This window comes from Paenibacillus cymbidii (genome assembly GCF_004764705.1).
Classification (GTDB): Bacteria; Bacillota; Bacilli; order Paenibacillales; family NBRC-103111; genus Paenibacillus_AN; species Paenibacillus_AN cymbidii.
On record NZ_SHLX01000014.1, the window covers coordinates 1 to 15,897 of the forward strand.

A 15,897-nucleotide genomic window follows, 5' to 3' on the forward strand; every position below is an offset into this window, starting at 1 on the left:
AACGAACCAACAAACGAACCAACACACGAACCAACAAACGAACCAACAAACGAACCAACACACGAACCAAACACGAACCAACACACGAACCAACACACGAACCAACAAACGAACCAACAAACGAACCAACAAACGAACCAACACACGAACCAACACACGAACCAAACACGAACCAACACACGAACCAACACACGAACCAACAAACGAACCAACAAACGAACCAACAAACGAACCAACAAACGAACCAACAAACGAACCAACACACGAACCAAACACGAACCAACACACGAACTAACAACGAACCAACATGCGAACCAACACACGAACGAAATACACGAATCAACACACGAACCACTGCCCAAAATAAGTTCCGAACAAATCGAACAAGTACATGTATAAATACACGCTCTAGTCGCGCGTAAACGTCTAACTAGTCCGTGTGGAATGAACTTGAACAATATCTGCTCTGTGACTAAGTCAAGCGACTATAGATGCATATGGTGTCGGTTTGGATTTGCTGCATAGTCGAACAAAGGGAGCAAAACATGACTCGCCGCGGTATGTGTTGCACAATCGATAACAGACTTCGTCAAGGTACAACTGCAAATGACGTTTGCCGATGCTGCCATAGGTGAAGTGAAGCCATTGAATAGCTTGCTCAAAATAAGGAAGGAGTCGCTTGATCCACCGCGCTGTAAAGCGAGCGTTCACGCTGCTGACAATAGCTTCTGGAGCCGCATGTCGTTGGGTGAAGTCGGCGACTCCTTCGGAGAGCACTCGTTTCTCCAACATATGCTCTTTCGAAACAAGTTTGATTTTCAAATGGTTGAGCGAACCCGATGCATCCCATGAACCCCCCATTAATACGGGGGCGTCTTGCCTATCAGTTTGATTCGAATAATGGTCGCGTTCCGATGCAAAGCCGTTATTTACTGTCACCGAACCGGAAAGTGGAGTCTGAGCATCACACCCGGCGATGGCTTGACGGAGCTTCATCAGGATGAGCCAAGCAGTTTTATAGGTTACACGAGCTTGACGACTGATTGCCAGGGCATTCATCCGGAATGCAGATTGCGAGGAGAGGAAATAGATTAAAAACCAAATGCGCAGCTGAGTCCGGCTCCCCTCCATCACGCTTCCGACGATCGGTGAAGCTTGATAGCGGCAGTCCCTGCACACAAATAAAGGCAACCGCCGTGTTTCGAGGCGGGTATAGTGCTTCGATTCGCAGCGCAAGCATGCATACCCGTCCGGCCAACGAAGTTGGACAAGATAGTCGATGCAAGCGGTTTCTGTCGGAAACTGTTGATCGAACTGTTCGCGAGACAAGGCGGCATCCAATTGTAGCGATACAGGTACTGTTATGTGCTGCATAAATGCTCCTCCTCGGTGACGAGTTGCGCTACCACTCACAGTAAAACATCTATATTTGTAATATTTCACTTGATCGGTATTCCAATATTTTCATTCTACCAAACATGTGTTCTTATTTCAAGTTGAGCCAGGCCAAATAAATGATGTTCAATTTGTTGAGTCAATGGGATAACGGACAGAAGGAGTTGGTGGGAGATGTACAGGGCACTTCAGGCCCGCTGTAGGATAAGAGTTAGGGGAATGAGAGAAGCCAACGGACATACAATGGACAGCAGACAGTCGGTACCCAGGCGGCCAGGCGACGGTAGCCAGGAAGGTGGAACACTGGCAGTCGGGTACTCAGGCGACGGCAGGCATGAAGGTGGTCCGGGGGCAGGTGGTATTCAAGCGACGGCAGGCAGGAGGGGACCGCAGGCATGCGGTACGTAGGAGACAGTGGCCGGGCAGAGGTCAGGCAGGGTTCCGGAAGTATTGCTAATCAGGTCTGCGAGCGACAGATTTATAACAAAAACGATTGCCGTCATCCATCTGTCGGATAACAGGCAATCGTTTCTGAGGGTTAACGCAGGCACCCTAGGCACCTACGGTTTCACCGGTTTGCATCTGGTACATTCGATTGTAGCGTCCGCCGAGCTGCATCAGTTCTTCGTGCGTGCCGCGCTCGACGATTTCGCCGCGGTGCAGCACCAGGATACGGTCGGCATCCTTGATCGTCGATAACCGATGGGCAATGATGAATGTCGTGCGCCCACGACTGAGCACTTGGAGCGCCTGCTGGATCAACCCTTCGGTTTCGCTGTCGATGCTGGAAGTCGCCTCGTCGAGGATCAGAATTGCCGGATCGTAGACGAGCGCCCGCGCGAACGAAATAAGCTGTCGCTGGCCGGCGGACAGTGTACTGCCGCGCTCTACCACCGGTTCATCGTAGCCATGCGGCAACCGCTCGACAAACGTCGAGGCGCCGACTTCGCGAAGCGCATCCTTGACACGCTCCGGCGTGATCGATTTGTCATACAGGCTGACGTTGAATTTGATATCGCCCGCAAACAGGAAAGGATCTTGCAGCACAATGCCCATATGCTTGCGCAGCGCCTGCTTTGACATCGTGCGAATGTCCGTTCCGTCGATGGTGATCGAACCGCCGTTCGGTTCGTAGAAGCCGAGCAGCAGGTTCATGATCGAGCTTTTGCCGGAGCCAGTATGGCCAACGAGCGCGATGGTTTCGCCCGTCTTCGCTTCGAAGGATATTTGTTTTAGCACATCCTGGCCTTCCTTGTAACCGAAGGTGATATCGCGAAAAACGACGTTGCCCCTTGGACGCGGCACGGTGACCGTTTCGGCGATTTCCGGCTCGGCCTGCTCATCCATCAGATGAAAGATGCGCTCCGCCGACACGATCGCCCGCTGCGCGTTCGTCAACTGCTCGAAGATCCCGATGATTGGCTGGTAGAACCGGCCCAAATAATCGATAAAGGCGTAAAACACGCCGAACGAAATGGCCCCGTGGAGCGACATGCCGCCAAAATGCCAAATGACGGCAGCGATCATCAGTCCGCTGACAAGGCTGGTGATGTTGCGCGTCGACAAGCCGTAAATGCGCATCTGCTTGCGCTGATTGGCATAACGGTCCTCGTTCAGCGCTTCGAATTCGTCGATGGTCGCCTTCTCCTTGCGGAACGCCTGAATGATCGGCATGACGATAATCGATTCGTTCAGCTTCGCGTTCATGTCGCTGAGCCGGGCCCGCATGATGGCGATGAACCCTTTGGAATATTTGAGATGGAAGTACATGAACACGGCGAACAGCGGGAACATCACCAGAGTGAGCAAGGCGAGCCGAACGTCGAGAATGAACATGGCGACCACGATGCCGAGCATCGTCACGCCGCTGACGACGAAGGTGGCCATGAAGCTCATGAACAGTTCTTTCACCGCTTCGGTATCGTTAGCGATGCGGGAAACGACCTGGCCGACCGGCGTGTTGTCAAAATAGCGCAGCGGAATCCGCTGCACATGCCGCATTACGTCCATCCGCAGCTTGCGGATGATGCGCAGTGCAGTCGTCTGCAGCAAATACGACTGGGCGAACGTCAACGCGCTCGACAACACCAGGATGCCGACATAAAGCGCGATCAGCCAAAGCACGGCGCCCATGTCGCGCTCGCTGCTGTCCGCCACGGCGATATGGCGGTCGATGACGATTTTGGCGATGTACGGTCCGAGCAGCTGCGCGGCGGTTGCGGCCAGAAGGATCAGCATGGCTGACGCCATGCGCAGCTTGTAGGCGAGCACGTAGCGCATCAGCCGCTTGAGTACGACCGACCCTTTGGATTCCAGCGTTGGAGGAGCGACGGGTCTCGGTTTGGCGGTCATGTCAGCCCTCCTTTTCTTCCAGCAGCTTCGCTTCGGCTTGCTGGCGCTCATATTGCGTTTTGTACCAGCCGCCGAACAGCATAAGCTGGTCATGCGTGCCTTCTTCGACGATGCGCCCGTCGTCCAGCACAACGATCCAGCCGGCGTGGCTTACTGCGGACAGCCGGTGGGTGGCAATCCAGGTTGTTTTGCCGCTGCGCGTCTCGCGGATATGATGAAGAATCGCGTGCTCCGTGCGGGCGTCGACGGCGGACAGCGCGTCGTCGAGCACCAGAATGTCCGGCTCCGCCAGCAGCGCCCGCGCGATGGCGACGCGCTGCTTCTGGCCGCCCGACAGCATGACGCCGTTCTCGCCGATAATCGTGTCGAGGCCGTCTTTCATCTGCGCGATGTCGCGGGTGAAAGAAGCAAGCTCGACGGCACGGACGATGTCCGCCTCGCTGGCGTCCTGGCGTCCGAGCGCGATGTTGTCGCGAATCGACTTCGACAGCAGCATGTGCTCCTGCGGCACGTAACCGATCCAGCTGCGCACGCGCGTCAGCGGGATGCGTTCGATCGGAACGCCCGAGACAAGCAGCCGCTCCTCCGCGATCGGATATTGCCGCAGCAGCTGCTTCAGCAGCGTCGACTTGCCGCTGCCGGTGCGGCCGACAATGCCGATCGTCTGCCCCGGCTCGACGGAGAGCCGGATCTGGCTCAGCGTGTCCGCCGCCGCTCCCGGGTAGCGGAAGTTTAGCTCGCGCAGTTCGATCGTACCGGGTTCGGCCAAGTCGATCGGATCGGCGGCGTCGGCGACGTCCGTCTTCTGCGCGTACACATTGTCCAGCCGTTCGACGGAAGCGGTGCCCCGCTGCAGCACGTTGATGAACTCGCCGAACGATATCATCGGCCAGATGAGCTGGCCCAAATAAATATTGAACGCAACCAGCTGTCCGAGCGACAGCTCGTCGTGAAAGACGAGATAGGCGCCGTAGCCGAGGCTGATGGAAAAGCTGAGTCCCACGATCGACGCAATGACAGGCTGGAACAACGAGCCGATGAAAGCGACCTTGCTGTTCTTCTCCATCACGTCCGTCGTGACGCGTTCGAAGGCATCGGTGTCGGCTCTCTCCTGCACATAAGAACGAATGACGCGCATGCCGGAGATCGATTCCAGCGCATGATCGTTCATCGTGCCGAACGCCGCCTGCGACGCGATGAACCGCTTGCGCATCATTTTGCCGAGACGGCCCATGGCGTAAGCGACGAGCGGCAGAGGAAGCAGCGAAGCGAGCATCAGCTTGTAGCTGGTGAACAGAACCATCGTCACGATGACGACTGTCGTGCCGACAACCGTGCTGACGAGCGTCAGCACGCCGTAGCCGGCCGTTTGGCCAACGGCAAGCACGTCGTTGGTGGCGAGCGCCATCAGGTCGCCGGTCCGGTTGCGATGGAAGAAGGAGGGAGTCATCTTCGTCCATTGCGCCAGCAGCCTGCCGCGCAGCACCTTCTCCAGCAGGAACGAGCTGCTGAACAGGCGCGTGACCCACACATAGCTGATGCCGTACAGGAAGAAGGCAAGCGCCACGAGCAGCACCACCGTTCCGGTAAGGCCGGCTCGCGTCAAATCGCCCGTCTTGATGCTGTCGATCGTGTCGCCGACAATTTTCGGCGGGATCATGTTCAGCAGATTGACGAGCGTCAACAGGCCGACGGCAAGGATGTAAGCGCCCGCCTTCTCGCGGAAAAACCAATTGAGTTTGGCCAGAAAGGTCATGAATACCTCCATCTAATCGAACGCATGTTTCTATATTATAATGATCGCTGCCTCGAAATGGAAGCGATATTTTCGATAAAACGAATTTTTCTGCAACGCAAAAAGCCATCCCTTCGGCCAGGGCCGATAAGGATGACTCGCCGTCGCTCGAGAGCGCTAGTGCGCCAGCAGCTTGCGCAAGTTCGCCAGCGCCGAGATCACGGCGCCTCTGCACGCTTCGACGCCTTCGAATTCGATCGAGAGATAACCGTCGTAGCCGGACTCCTTGATGGCGCGGATCACTTCCGGCATGTCGATGTCGCCTTCGCCGACGATCGCGCCGCGCAGGAAGTTGCCGCCGCCGGAGCGGAACCAGCCGGCTCCAAGGTAATCGCGCTGCGCCGGACGCACGTAAAAATCTTTGACATGCACCATCGAAGCGTACGGCAAATTGCCGCGCACCGCTTCAACCGGCGAATCGTCCGCGCACAGGAAATTGCCGACGTCGATCGTCGTGCGGAAATTGGTCCGGTCGACCGCTTTCACCAGCTCGCGAACGCGGTCGCTGCGCTGGATGTAGTAGCCGTGGTTTTCGACGCTGGTTGTGATGCCGAGCGGTGCGGCATAGTCGGCGATGCGGCGGCACGCTTCCGCAAGGCGCGGCAGGTCGGAGGCGAACTGCTCGTCCGTGCCCTCCGCAAACGGCCGCGACGCAACGTCATGGCGCATTCGGGTCACGCCGAGCTTGTGCGCGACGTCGACGTGGCGCATGACGCGGGCGATTTCGTTCTCGTATGCTTCGTCCGAAGGCTGCAGAAACTGCGCGCCGATCGCATAGTTGGACACGTCGATGGCGCGTTCGGCCGCTTTGGCCGCGATTTTGCCGGCCAGCGACGCGTCTTCGATCAGGTCAAAGCCGATCGGCACGATTTCCACGTGCTCGCCGCCGTTGTCCGCAATCCAGTCGATGACGCCGAAAATATCCATTTCACCCGAGCGAATCGCCTGTTGCAAACTGTATGAGCTGATGCCGATTTTCATGGGTAAGCCCCCTTGTCCGAATTTTGGCCATTCCACTCCAGCTTACGTTATTTTGCGCCGAATCATGAGTCATTTCAACTGTTGCGTTGGTCAAAATTTGTCCGTTTCCCGCATGAAAATGACCTTAGGGCATCGCTTGGGAAAGCTAAAATTGTAGCATGGTCGATTGAGCAATGAGCCAGAACGAGCATGGGCAAATTCAGCTTCACGGGAGGAATGAAAGTGAAAGTGGCGGTCATTGGCTGCGGCGCGATGGGAATGACGCATGCCGCAAGCATTGTCAATATTCGCGGCGCCGATCTGGCGGGCGTGTATGATTTGCAGGAAGACCGGGCGAAGCGCGTCGCCGACCTGCACAAGGTAAAGCAGTACGGCACGTTCGAGGAGCTGCTTGCCGACGAGGAAGTGGAAGCGGTTTGCGTGACGCTGCCTACTTTTCTGCACCGCGAATTTACGGTGCGGGCGCTTCAAGGCGGGAAACACGTCATCTGCGAAAAGCCGATCGCGCTTAACCCGGCGGATGCGCGCGAAATGATCGAAACGAGCCGGCAAACCGGCAAACGGCTGTTTATCGGCCAAGTGCTGCGGTTTTTCCAGGACTATGCGAACATGCGCGGTCATGTGCAGTCCGGCCGTCTCGGCAGAATCGGCGTCGCGCATACGAAACGCGCGGGCGCAGGTCCGGCCGCCGGCAGCTGGTTCTGGGAGGATGAGCGCAGCGGCGGGGTTGTGCTCGATTTGATGATTCACGACATCGATTTCCTGCGGTGGACGCTTGGCGAAGCGACGCGTGTATATGCAACCATCGCCAAGGCGCCCGGCATTCAGCATGCGAATGTAACGATTCGCTATGAAAGCGGCGCGATCGCCAACTTGTCGGCGCATTGGGGGAACACGCCAGGCTTCGCCTACTCGGCGGAACTGGCCGGCTCGGAAGGCGTCGTGCGCGGCGGCAGCCGCGAGTCCGCGACGCTCGAAATCGTCCGCGCGCCGCGGCAAGGGGATGCGGCGGATATCGCCGCGAAACCGGCCGGCAGCGAGCGGTTGTCGCCGCTGCTGCTCGGGCCGTACGAGCGGCAGCTGGCGCATTTTCTTCGGTGCATCGAAACCGGCGACACGCCGATCGTGACGGCCGAAGACGCGCTAGCCGCCGTCGAAGTTGCTCTCGCCGCAGTGCAGTCGGCGCAAACGGGTGCGCCCGTAACGCTGAAAGGAGGCGCGAGCCGTGCCTAAATTAAACGTCGGAATCGCAAGCTTCGCCCATGGGCATGTCAATAGTTATTTGTCTGCGCTCATGAACAACGAGGACGTACATGTGGTCGGCGGCTGGGACAACAACCGCGAACGCGCCGAAGCCGGCCTCAAGCCGTATGGCTTGCCTTTTTACGCCGATTACCGCGAGCTGCTGGCCAAAGGCATCGACGCCGTCGTCATCTGCTCGGAGAACGCGAGCCATGCCGAGCTGACCATTCTGGCCGCCGAAGCCGGCAAGCACGTATTGTGCGAGAAGCCGCTCGGCGTTACGCTGGAGAGCATGCATGAGATGATCCGCGTCTGCAAGGAGCGCGGCGTGCAGCTGATGACCGCGTTCCCGTGCCGCTACTTGCCGGCGGTCATAGAAGCCAAAGCTTCGATCGACCGCGGCGATATCGGCCAGGTGATTGCGGTCAAAGGCACGAACCGCGGCTCGATGCCGGGCAACTGGTTCGTCGATCCGGCATTGTCCGGCGGCGGTGCCGTGCTGGACCATACGGTCCATGTCATGGACTTGTTGCGCTGGATCCTGCGCGCGGAGCCGGAAGAAGTGTATGCCGAGTCGGGCACGCTGTTTCATCCGGAGCTGCAAGTGGAAGACGCCGGCATGGTGCACGCCACGTTCAGCGGCGGCATTCCGGTCGTGCTCGACACCAGTTGGTCGCGCCTGCCTTCGTTCCCGACATGGGGCGATGTGACGCTGGAGTTCGTCGGGACGAACGGGACGATCAGCGTCGATTCGTTCGCGCAGGCGAACCAGGTGTACCGCAATGGCGCGAACAAAGCCGAATGGAGCGGATGGGGCGACAGCATGGACCAATATTTGGTCGCCGACTTCGTGGATGCGGTGTTGAACGGAACGCCGGTGCCGATCAGCGGAGAAGACGGTTTGGCTTCGGCCGCCGTCGCGCTGGCCGCGTTCGAATCGATTGCCAGCGGGGCTAAAGCAGCGGTAGCCCGCTAACCATATTTTTATTTCTCCGCACCTCGCCCGGTATGGTAAAATAACAGGTGATTTTACCGTACTGGGCGAGGTGCCGTCATGTTTCCCGAATACCAGGATGCGCTGGCATTAAATAAATTCAAGAAAGGCCAATTGCCTCTTTATATTTCCGTCAACCCGATCGGAACGCTTTGCAAGCTGCATCACCACGATTTTGCCGAGCTGTCGCTGGTTATCGACGGCTTCGGGACCGAAACCGTCAACGGCAAGACGCATGCGCTGAGACCGGGCACCGTAACGCTGCTGCTGCCGCATCATATGCACGAGCTGCGCTGCGAGTCGGAGACGCCGCTCAGGCTGTTCTGCTGCATGTTCGATATCGAACTGATGACCGGTTCGAAATACGAGTCCGCGATCAATCGCACGCTGTTCAAGCTTGGCACCGCGCTGCCGTCGTATTGCGACCTGGACAAGGCGGGCTTCGCCGATGCGGTCAGGGTGCTCGAGGAGCTGCAGGCCGAGTACGACGGGGACCGCTTCGGCAGGGATGCCGTCATGCGCGCCAAACTGTTCGAGACGGTGACGATCGTGCTGCGCCGGATGCTCGAACTGCAGCCCAAAGGAACCGGGGACGAGGAAGCGGTCGACAAGGAGCAGTTGTCGCAGGCGCTGCAATTTGTGCATATGCACTACAACGAGCCGATTACGCTCGGCACCGTTGCGCACCGCTACAGCCGGCACGTGTCGTCCATGAGCCGGATGTTCAAGCTGTACACCGGCCATTCGTTTCAAGCGTACCTGCACCAACTGCGGGTCACCCGCGCCGCGACACTTCTCGCCACGACGTCGATGCCGCTGACCGAAGTGGCGCTGGAAGCCGGCTTTGCCAACTATCGTACGTTTACCCGCGTGTTTCGCCAGCTCAAAGGGGCTTCGCCGTCGGCTTACCGCGACGCCCGCTGAAAGCGAAAAAAGACTGCCCGTATGAGTTCGGGACAGTCTTTTTTTTGCACAGGATGATGAGGGTCAAGCGCCAAGCGAACGGTTGTAGGCGGTTTTGGCTGCCTTCTCTCCGCGCATTGCGAAGCGGTACACGAGCTCCACCAGAATGAACGCCGCAGCCGCGTCGAGAACCGCATGCTGCTTGATGAAAAACGTCGACAGGATGATCGTGATCGACATGCCGTAAATGAGCGTCTGGTTGATCCGGTTGCGGAAGTTGCTGGTGTATAAAGCTTTCATGACCATGTAACTGGAAAAGCAATGAATGCTCGGGAAACAGTTGTACGGCTGATCGCGGTTATAGATAAACCGGACAATTTGCGTAAACGGGTCGTCGCCGGTAAGGAACGGCCGCGGCACCGTCGTCTGGAACACCATGTAGATCAAGTAGCATACGAGCGCGCAGACGGTGTACGTGATGAGCGAACGGTAGTATACTTTGACGTCCTTGAAGAAAAAATAAACGAGACAGGCATAGATGTAAAAAATCCAGATCGAATAAGGCAGCGCAAAAAATTTGATGAACGGAATCGAATCGTCGAGCGACGTTAAAATCGTATATACTTGATCGTTTGGCCGGTTGACAAAAGCATACAGCGCGCCGAGCACGGGAAAAATGAGCATCCCGAGCAGCGGAGCGAATCTCTTCCAGGACAGCGTCTGCATTCGTTGCTGCAGTTTAGGTATAAGCATAACCAGTTTCCCCCTTAACCGATCCAAAATAGTTGGACATCAACCGTCAGTCGTGTTTCGGAAGCTGATTGACGTAGCTGTCCGACATGTGAAGCAGTTCCAGCGCCCGCTTGTATTCGTCCTCGCTCGGCATCGCCCCGTCCCCGGTCGGCAGCGCATAAGTAACGCCGTCGGCGTATCCGCGGCCGGGCACGTAAATCGTCGTGTCGTTGATCAGCGAGCCCGAAGGCAAATAGTAGCGTTCCGGCAGCAAATTGTGCTGCGTATTGAGCAGATCCTGACCGAAATGCAGATGGTCCGCAAGCGATATGCCCGCCAGGTTGGCGATGGTCGGCATGAAGTCGACATGGCCGCCGATTTGTGGAAATACCTGCGGGCTGGTGACGCCGCCGCCGGCGATAATCAGCGGGATATTAAGCATATCGGGATAAGAATAGTCGCGGCCGAGCATATCTTTCATCAGTGCGTGCTCTTTGGACGAAAGCGAATAAATCGGCAGTCCCATATGGTCGCCGTAAATGAACAGCACCGTCTGATCCCACAATCCGGTTTCCTTCAGTTTGTCGATGAACTGGCCGATCGCGTAATCGGCATACTGCTGGGCGGTCAAGTAATCGCCGACAAGCGTGTCGTCGAAACGATCGGGCAACTCGATCTTCTTCTTGCGATCGGGCAGGTTGAACGGATGGTGGCCGGACATCGAAATGATGTTGGCGTAGAACCGTTTGCCTTCGCCCTGCAGCCGAGCCATCTCGGTCACGGTTTTGTCGTAGAGCACTTCGTCGGAAGCGCCGAACGCCACCGTGTCCGCGTCTCCGTAGAACGATTTGTCGTAGTAGCGGGTGAAGCCAAGCGCCTTGTACAACTCTTCGCGGTTCCAGAACACGACGTCGTTCGTATGGAACGTCAGCGCCTCGTAGCCAATGCCCCGGAATTCCTTCGGAAGACTCGGCAGCGCCCGGTCGCCGTAATCTTGCGCCGCCGCGCCGTAAGGCGGAACGTAGAACGACGTGTTCAGCATATATTCGGCGTCGGAAGTGTTGCCTTGCGACACCATTTGAAAGATATGCGGGAAGTAGAAGTTTTGCTTCATCAAACTGTTCATGTTCGGCGTAATTTCCTGCCCGTCGACGCTCAGGCCGAGCAGGAAGTTCTGGAACGCCTCCAGCTGCAGCACGACAATGTTCTTCCCTTCCGCCGCTCGCCAGTAATTCGGCGACGGGTTCGCCGCAAGCCCCTTCGCTTTCATGATCGCTTCCGCGGTAATTTCGCTTTCGTCCAGAAGCGGTTCGCTGCGCTTGGCAAAAATGGCGTACAACTCGTAGTTGAGAATGCCCATGTGCTGCGCCTGTTTGATTTCGTTGATGCTGTCGCGGTTCGTCCACATGCAGAAGATGCTGACCATCAGCGCCAACGGGAAGATAAGACCGGCTGCCGCCCGGTTCAGGGTCATGCCGCGTACGGCCCAACTGCGGAACGTTCTGCGAAACGTCAGCAGCAAGCCGAACAGCACGATATCGGTATAAATGAAAAGAAAGTAGGGATGCAGCAGCGAAAAGACGCTTCCCTTGACTTCCGTAACCTGGCCCACCTGCTGAAGCGCGTGGTACGTAACGATTACCCCAAAATATTTATAGTACATGATAGCGGCAAAATAGACCGACGTGAACACAACGTTGACGATCATATACAGCATCAGCTTGCGCTTGCGGGCAAACAGCTCGATCGGCGCGAATGCGGCCCACACCGTCGGCAGACCGGTCAGCAGCGGCAGCCAGGAAAACGCAGATTCGAAAATAACGAACCAGGACAAGTATATCTTGCCCAGCATGAAAACCGTGAAGACGACAAACGGACTCGTCAGCGCGGCACGCAAAGTCGGTTTCAAGCGGACATCAACCTTTCAGCTCATTGCCGCCGCACGCAGAAATGCACTCGGAGCGGACGGCAAAAAATAAGGCATCCAGATATGCGGACGCCTGCCGATTCCTAGCACGTAAGTGATCTTCATTCATTATAGCTTTGTTGAGGTCGCGTCGCAACCCGGCTATCGCTGGCTCCATTGCCGCTTCCGAACGAAGGTGGGAGAAAGCCGGGCGATTATCCGGCTATTTCCGTCCAGATGGCGCAAACTGCCAAAAAGTCCGCCGATTTGCCGAAAGGACAACCCGGTAATTTTATCATGGAAATTATGATTAAAATCGATTATGCTAATCGTATAAATATTATACGAATTGTAGGAGGCTATGACATGACGCTCAAATTGACAAGGCAAGTCGATCGGCTGCACGTTCGCGTATACGCGGACCGTCAAGCGATGGGAGAGGCCGCGGGACGGGAAGCGGCGGAAGCGATCAAGGAAAGGCTGCGCGAAGCGGGAACGGCGCGAATCATTTTCGCCGCGGCTCCGTCGCAGAACGAATTTCTGCAGACGCTGGCGGCCGATGCGGAAATCGATTGGTCGCGGATCACCGTCTTTCACATGGACGAATACATCGGCCTGAGCACGGATGCGCCGCAGCTGTTCAGCCGCTTCCTGCGCGAAGGACTGTTCGACCGGGTGCGGCCCGGCACGGTGCATTTGCTCGACGCGTCCGTCGACGCGGAAACGGAGATGCGGCGTTACGCCGGCTTGTTGGCGGAGGCGCCGATCGATATCGTTTGCCTCGGCATCGGCGAGAACGGGCATATCGCTTTCAACGATCCGCCGGTGGCCGATTTCTCCGACCCGTTTGCCGTGAAGGCGGTTGAGCTCGACGAGGCGTGCCGCAAGCAGCAAGTGAACGACGGTTGTTTCGCCAAGCTGGCCGATGTGCCGACGCATGCGATGACGCTGACGATTCCGACGCTGATGGCGGGCGGTCGTCTGTTCTGCATGGTGCCGGGGCCGACGAAACGCGACGCGGTACGCCACACGCTCGAAGGACCGATCGGCACGGCGTGCCCGGCCACGATTTTGCGCACGCATCCCGCTTGCACCTTGTATGTCGATGAAGACTCCTACGGGCTGGGATGGAGCGGTCGATATGGCGTATAATGAGGCGGTTAACGGGACGGGGAACGAGATGGAGATCGAGGAAACGGTCGTGCATGCGAGACACTACCGCAGCGGCGAGCCGCTGCGGCTGACGTTGCAAGGCGGGCGCATCGCCGCCATCGAGCCGCTGGTCGCGGCGGCAGCGGAGACGGCAAGTCTGCCGCTGGTTGCCCCAGGCTTTGTCGATTTGCAAATCAACGGCTTCGCCGGCATCGACATCAATGCGGACGGCGGCGTGACGCCGGACGATGTCGCGCGGCTGACGCGGCTGCTGTGGCGGGAAGGGGTGACGTCGTATTTGCCGACGATCATCACCAATTCGCCGCAAGCGATTACGGAGGCGCTGCGCGCTATTGTCCGCGCTTGCCGCGACGATGCCATGATCGATGCCACCATTGCCGGCATCCATCTGGAAGGGCCGTACATTTCGCCGCAGGACGGCGCCCGCGGCGCGCATAACGCCGCTTATGTCGCCGCTCCCGACTGGGAGCAGTTCCAGCGCTGGCAGGAAGCGGCCGAAGGCCGGATCCGCCTGCTGACGCTGTCGCCGGAATGGGACGGCGCGCGTGCCTTTATCGCAAAGTGCACGGCCAGCGGCGTCGTTGTGTCGATCGGGCATACGTCGGCGACGCCCGAACAAATTCGCGAAGCCGTGCGCGCCGGCGCGTCGATGTCGACGCACCTGGGCAACGGCTCGCACGCGATGCAGCCGCGGCATGCCAACTACATCTACGAGCAGCTTGCTTGCGACGAGCTGCAGGCGATGGTGATCGCCGACGGCTTCCATTTGCCGGTGTCGCTGCTCAAGGTGTTCCAGCGCGCGAAGCAGCACCGGTTCATGCTGGTCAGCGACGCCGTCCACCTGGCCGGCATGCCGCCCGGCGAATACGAGACGCATATCGGCGGCCGCGTCGTGCTGACGCCGGAAGGCCGGCTCCACCTGGCGGAGCATCCGCAGGTGCTGGCCGGCTCGGCGCAAATGCTGCTTGCCGGCGTCACGACGCTCGTCCGCGCCGGCTTGAACGAACCCGCCGACGCCTGGGACCTGGCGTCGCTCCGGCCTGCCGCGGCGTTCAAGCTGCCGGCGGCGGCAGGGCTTGCCGCCGGCGCGCCGGCGGACCTCGTCCTGCTCGAGTGGCCGGACGGCGAGCCGCCGACGATCGCCTCGGTCTACAAGAGCGGCGTCGCTGTCAGTCCGTAACGAGCGCCAGCGGATCGATCGTGTCCTCCCAGCCGCGAATGACCGCCGCGGCTGCGCCCAGCGCGCCGGCCCAAGGCGTAAGGGAGGAGCGCACAAGCGCCGCCTGCCGCGCGGAAGCGGGGATGCCGCAGCGTTCCATTTCGCCGCGGATGATCGGGAACAGGTAAGCGGCAGCCTCCATAAGCGATCCGTCGCACACAATCAGCCGGGGATTGAGAATCGCGGCAAGCGCGCCCAGCGCTTGCCCGATCCGCTTCCCGGCTTCTTCCATGACGGATGCAACGATTGCGTCGCCGCTCGCCAGTCTGGCGACGATCCACGGCATCGTCACCGTTTCGGCCGGTACGCCCGCGCGCGCGCCAATTTGCGCCGCAAGCGCCGGCACGCTGACGAGCGTCTCCAGGCAGCCGCGGTTGCCGCAGCCGCACAGCGGCCCGTCCGGCTGCAGCGCAATGTGGCCGAGCTCGCCGGCGGCGTTCGTCTGCCCGCGCACGAGCGCGCCGCCGGCGATAATGCCGCAGCCCACGCCGCCGCCGAAGTGGGCGTACACGAAATCGGCGCAGCCTGCGCCCGCGCCGCGCTCCGCTTCGCCCAGCGTCGACAGCTTGACGCTGTTGTCGAACAGCAGCGGCACCGGCACGCGCGGCTGCAGCATCGCGGCGAGCGGCACTTCGCTCCAGCCGAGATGGCTGGAGCGAAGCACCGCCGCGCGAGCTTCGTCCAGCAGCGCGGGCACGCCGATGCCCATGCCGATGCAGGCTGCGCCCGCGCCATGCTCGCGCAGCAGCGCTTCCGCCGCGAGGGCGAGCGCGTCCGCTACCGCGTCCGGCGTATGCTCGCCGAGCGGCACGGTGCGGGTCGCCAGCGGCTCGCCGTACAGATCCGCCGCTGCCAGGTGCAGCGCATCGGCGGTGACTTGCGCGCCGATCGCCCACTTGTTCGCGGCGTGGAACTCGATGCCGCGCGGATTGCGCCCGGCGCCGCCGGTCGTTTGCGGGCCGGTTTCGCGCACGTAGCCGGCCCGGATCAGTTCGTCCACGATGGCGCCGACCGTGTTTTTGTTCAGCTCGAGCCGGCGGGCCAGCTCCGCCCGCGTGGCAACGCGCTGCCGTTTGATTTGGCGGTACAGGGCGAGCCGGTTCATATCTTTCGCAAGCGTCGGCCCGCGTCCGCGCGATTTTGCCATAGGGGGGACGTGCTCCTTTTTTCGATGGTAAGCAGGTTGCTTCTACTATAACAATCAT

The 15,897-nt window shown here is 59.1% G+C and carries 12 protein-coding genes; 5 read left to right on the forward strand and 7 right to left on the reverse strand.

The window, feature by feature from the left end:
• Positions 1 to 477: 477 nt before the first annotated feature.
• The 4 genes from EXY20_RS19365 to EXY20_RS19380 form a co-directional block, all read right to left on the reverse strand.
• Entirely contained in the window at positions 478 to 1,374 is an 897-nt protein-coding gene (locus tag EXY20_RS19365) for a transposase (RefSeq protein WP_135553754.1), read from the reverse strand.
• Between the two features lie 573 nt (positions 1,375 to 1,947).
• On the reverse strand, positions 1,948 to 3,747 hold the full coding sequence (locus tag EXY20_RS19370; RefSeq protein WP_135553755.1) for an ABC transporter ATP-binding protein: 1,800 nt from the start codon (positions 3,745 to 3,747) through the stop codon (positions 1,948 to 1,950).
• A 1-nt stretch (position 3,748) separates the two neighbouring features.
• Complete coding sequence (locus EXY20_RS19375; protein ID WP_135553756.1) at positions 3,749 to 5,503, reverse strand: ABC transporter ATP-binding protein; 1,755 nt, start codon at positions 5,501 to 5,503, stop codon at positions 3,749 to 3,751.
• Between the two features lie 156 nt (positions 5,504 to 5,659).
• Positions 5,660 to 6,523 carry a sugar phosphate isomerase/epimerase family protein gene (locus EXY20_RS19380; RefSeq protein WP_135553757.1) on the reverse strand — a complete coding sequence of 288 codons (864 nt, stop codon included), beginning with the start codon at positions 6,521 to 6,523 and terminating at the stop codon, positions 5,660 to 5,662.
• Positions 6,524 to 6,712: 189 nt separating this feature from the next.
• Between EXY20_RS19380 and EXY20_RS19385 the strand changes: the two genes are divergently transcribed.
• The 3 genes from EXY20_RS19385 to EXY20_RS19395 all read left to right on the forward strand — a co-directional run bounded on the left by EXY20_RS19385 (position 6,713) and on the right by EXY20_RS19395 (position 9,683).
• Entirely contained in the window at positions 6,713 to 7,756 is a 1,044-nt protein-coding gene (locus EXY20_RS19385) for a Gfo/Idh/MocA family protein (protein ID WP_135553758.1), read from the forward strand.
• Positions 7,749 to 8,741, forward strand: a complete 993-nt coding sequence (locus tag EXY20_RS19390; RefSeq protein ID WP_135553759.1) for a Gfo/Idh/MocA family protein — start codon at positions 7,749 to 7,751, stop codon at positions 8,739 to 8,741. Before EXY20_RS19385 ends, EXY20_RS19390 begins: the two co-directional genes overlap by 8 nt.
• Positions 8,742 to 8,819: 78 nt before the next feature.
• Positions 8,820 to 9,683 (forward strand): AraC family transcriptional regulator, encoded by an 864-nt coding sequence (locus tag EXY20_RS19395; RefSeq protein WP_135553760.1) that lies wholly within the window; start codon positions 8,820 to 8,822, stop codon positions 9,681 to 9,683.
• 63 nt (positions 9,684 to 9,746) lie between these two features.
• Here EXY20_RS19395 and EXY20_RS19400 read toward each other — a convergent pair whose 3' ends face one another.
• Complete coding sequence (locus EXY20_RS19400; protein ID WP_135553761.1) at positions 9,747 to 10,415, reverse strand: phosphatase PAP2 family protein; 669 nt, start codon at positions 10,413 to 10,415, stop codon at positions 9,747 to 9,749.
• A gap of 46 nt (positions 10,416 to 10,461) precedes the next feature.
• Positions 10,462 to 12,303, reverse strand: a complete 1,842-nt coding sequence (locus EXY20_RS19405) for an LTA synthase family protein (RefSeq protein ID WP_328592557.1) — start codon at positions 12,301 to 12,303, stop codon at positions 10,462 to 10,464.
• A 363-nt stretch (positions 12,304 to 12,666) separates the two neighbouring features.
• Here EXY20_RS19405 and EXY20_RS19410 point away from each other — a divergent pair, with 363 nt between their 5' ends.
• A complete protein-coding gene (locus EXY20_RS19410) occupies positions 12,667 to 13,452 on the forward strand; it encodes a glucosamine-6-phosphate deaminase (protein ID WP_135553762.1) in 786 nt (261 codons plus the stop codon).
• Positions 13,442 to 14,653 carry an N-acetylglucosamine-6-phosphate deacetylase gene (locus EXY20_RS19415; protein ID WP_235886101.1) on the forward strand — a complete coding sequence of 404 codons (1,212 nt, stop codon included), beginning with the start codon at positions 13,442 to 13,444 and terminating at the stop codon, positions 14,651 to 14,653. The genes EXY20_RS19410 and EXY20_RS19415 overlap by 11 nt, the downstream gene beginning before the upstream one ends.
• Here the strand turns inward: EXY20_RS19415 and EXY20_RS19420 are convergent.
• On the reverse strand, positions 14,643 to 15,839 hold the full coding sequence (locus tag EXY20_RS19420; RefSeq protein ID WP_135553763.1) for an ROK family transcriptional regulator: 1,197 nt from the start codon (positions 15,837 to 15,839) through the stop codon (positions 14,643 to 14,645). The genes EXY20_RS19415 and EXY20_RS19420 overlap by 11 nt on opposite strands.
• Positions 15,840 to 15,897: the final 58 nt, after the last annotated feature.

Excerpts from the sequence above, each read along its gene's own strand:
- EXY20_RS19385 (WP_135553758.1), top strand. The coding sequence starts at position 6,713 with ATGGGCAAATTCAGCTTCACGGGAGGAATGAAAGTGAAAGTGGCGGTC.
- EXY20_RS19420 (WP_135553763.1), bottom strand. The coding sequence starts at position 15,839 with ATGGCAAAATCGCGCGGACGCGGGCCGACGCTTGCGAAAGATATGAAC.
- EXY20_RS19400 (WP_135553761.1), bottom strand. The coding sequence starts at position 10,415 with ATGCTTATACCTAAACTGCAGCAACGAATGCAGACGCTGTCCTGGAAG.
- EXY20_RS19410 (WP_135553762.1), top strand. The coding sequence starts at position 12,667 with ATGACGCTCAAATTGACAAGGCAAGTCGATCGGCTGCACGTTCGCGTA.
- EXY20_RS19370 (WP_135553755.1), bottom strand. The coding sequence starts at position 3,747 with ATGACCGCCAAACCGAGACCCGTCGCTCCTCCAACGCTGGAATCCAAA.
- EXY20_RS19375 (WP_135553756.1), bottom strand. The coding sequence starts at position 5,503 with ATGACCTTTCTGGCCAAACTCAATTGGTTTTTCCGCGAGAAGGCGGGC.
- EXY20_RS19395 (WP_135553760.1), top strand. The coding sequence starts at position 8,820 with ATGTTTCCCGAATACCAGGATGCGCTGGCATTAAATAAATTCAAGAAA.
- EXY20_RS19380 (WP_135553757.1), bottom strand. The coding sequence starts at position 6,523 with ATGAAAATCGGCATCAGCTCATACAGTTTGCAACAGGCGATTCGCTCG.
- EXY20_RS19415 (WP_235886101.1), top strand. The coding sequence starts at position 13,442 with ATGGCGTATAATGAGGCGGTTAACGGGACGGGGAACGAGATGGAGATC.
- EXY20_RS19365 (WP_135553754.1), bottom strand. The coding sequence starts at position 1,374 with ATGCAGCACATAACAGTACCTGTATCGCTACAATTGGATGCCGCCTTG.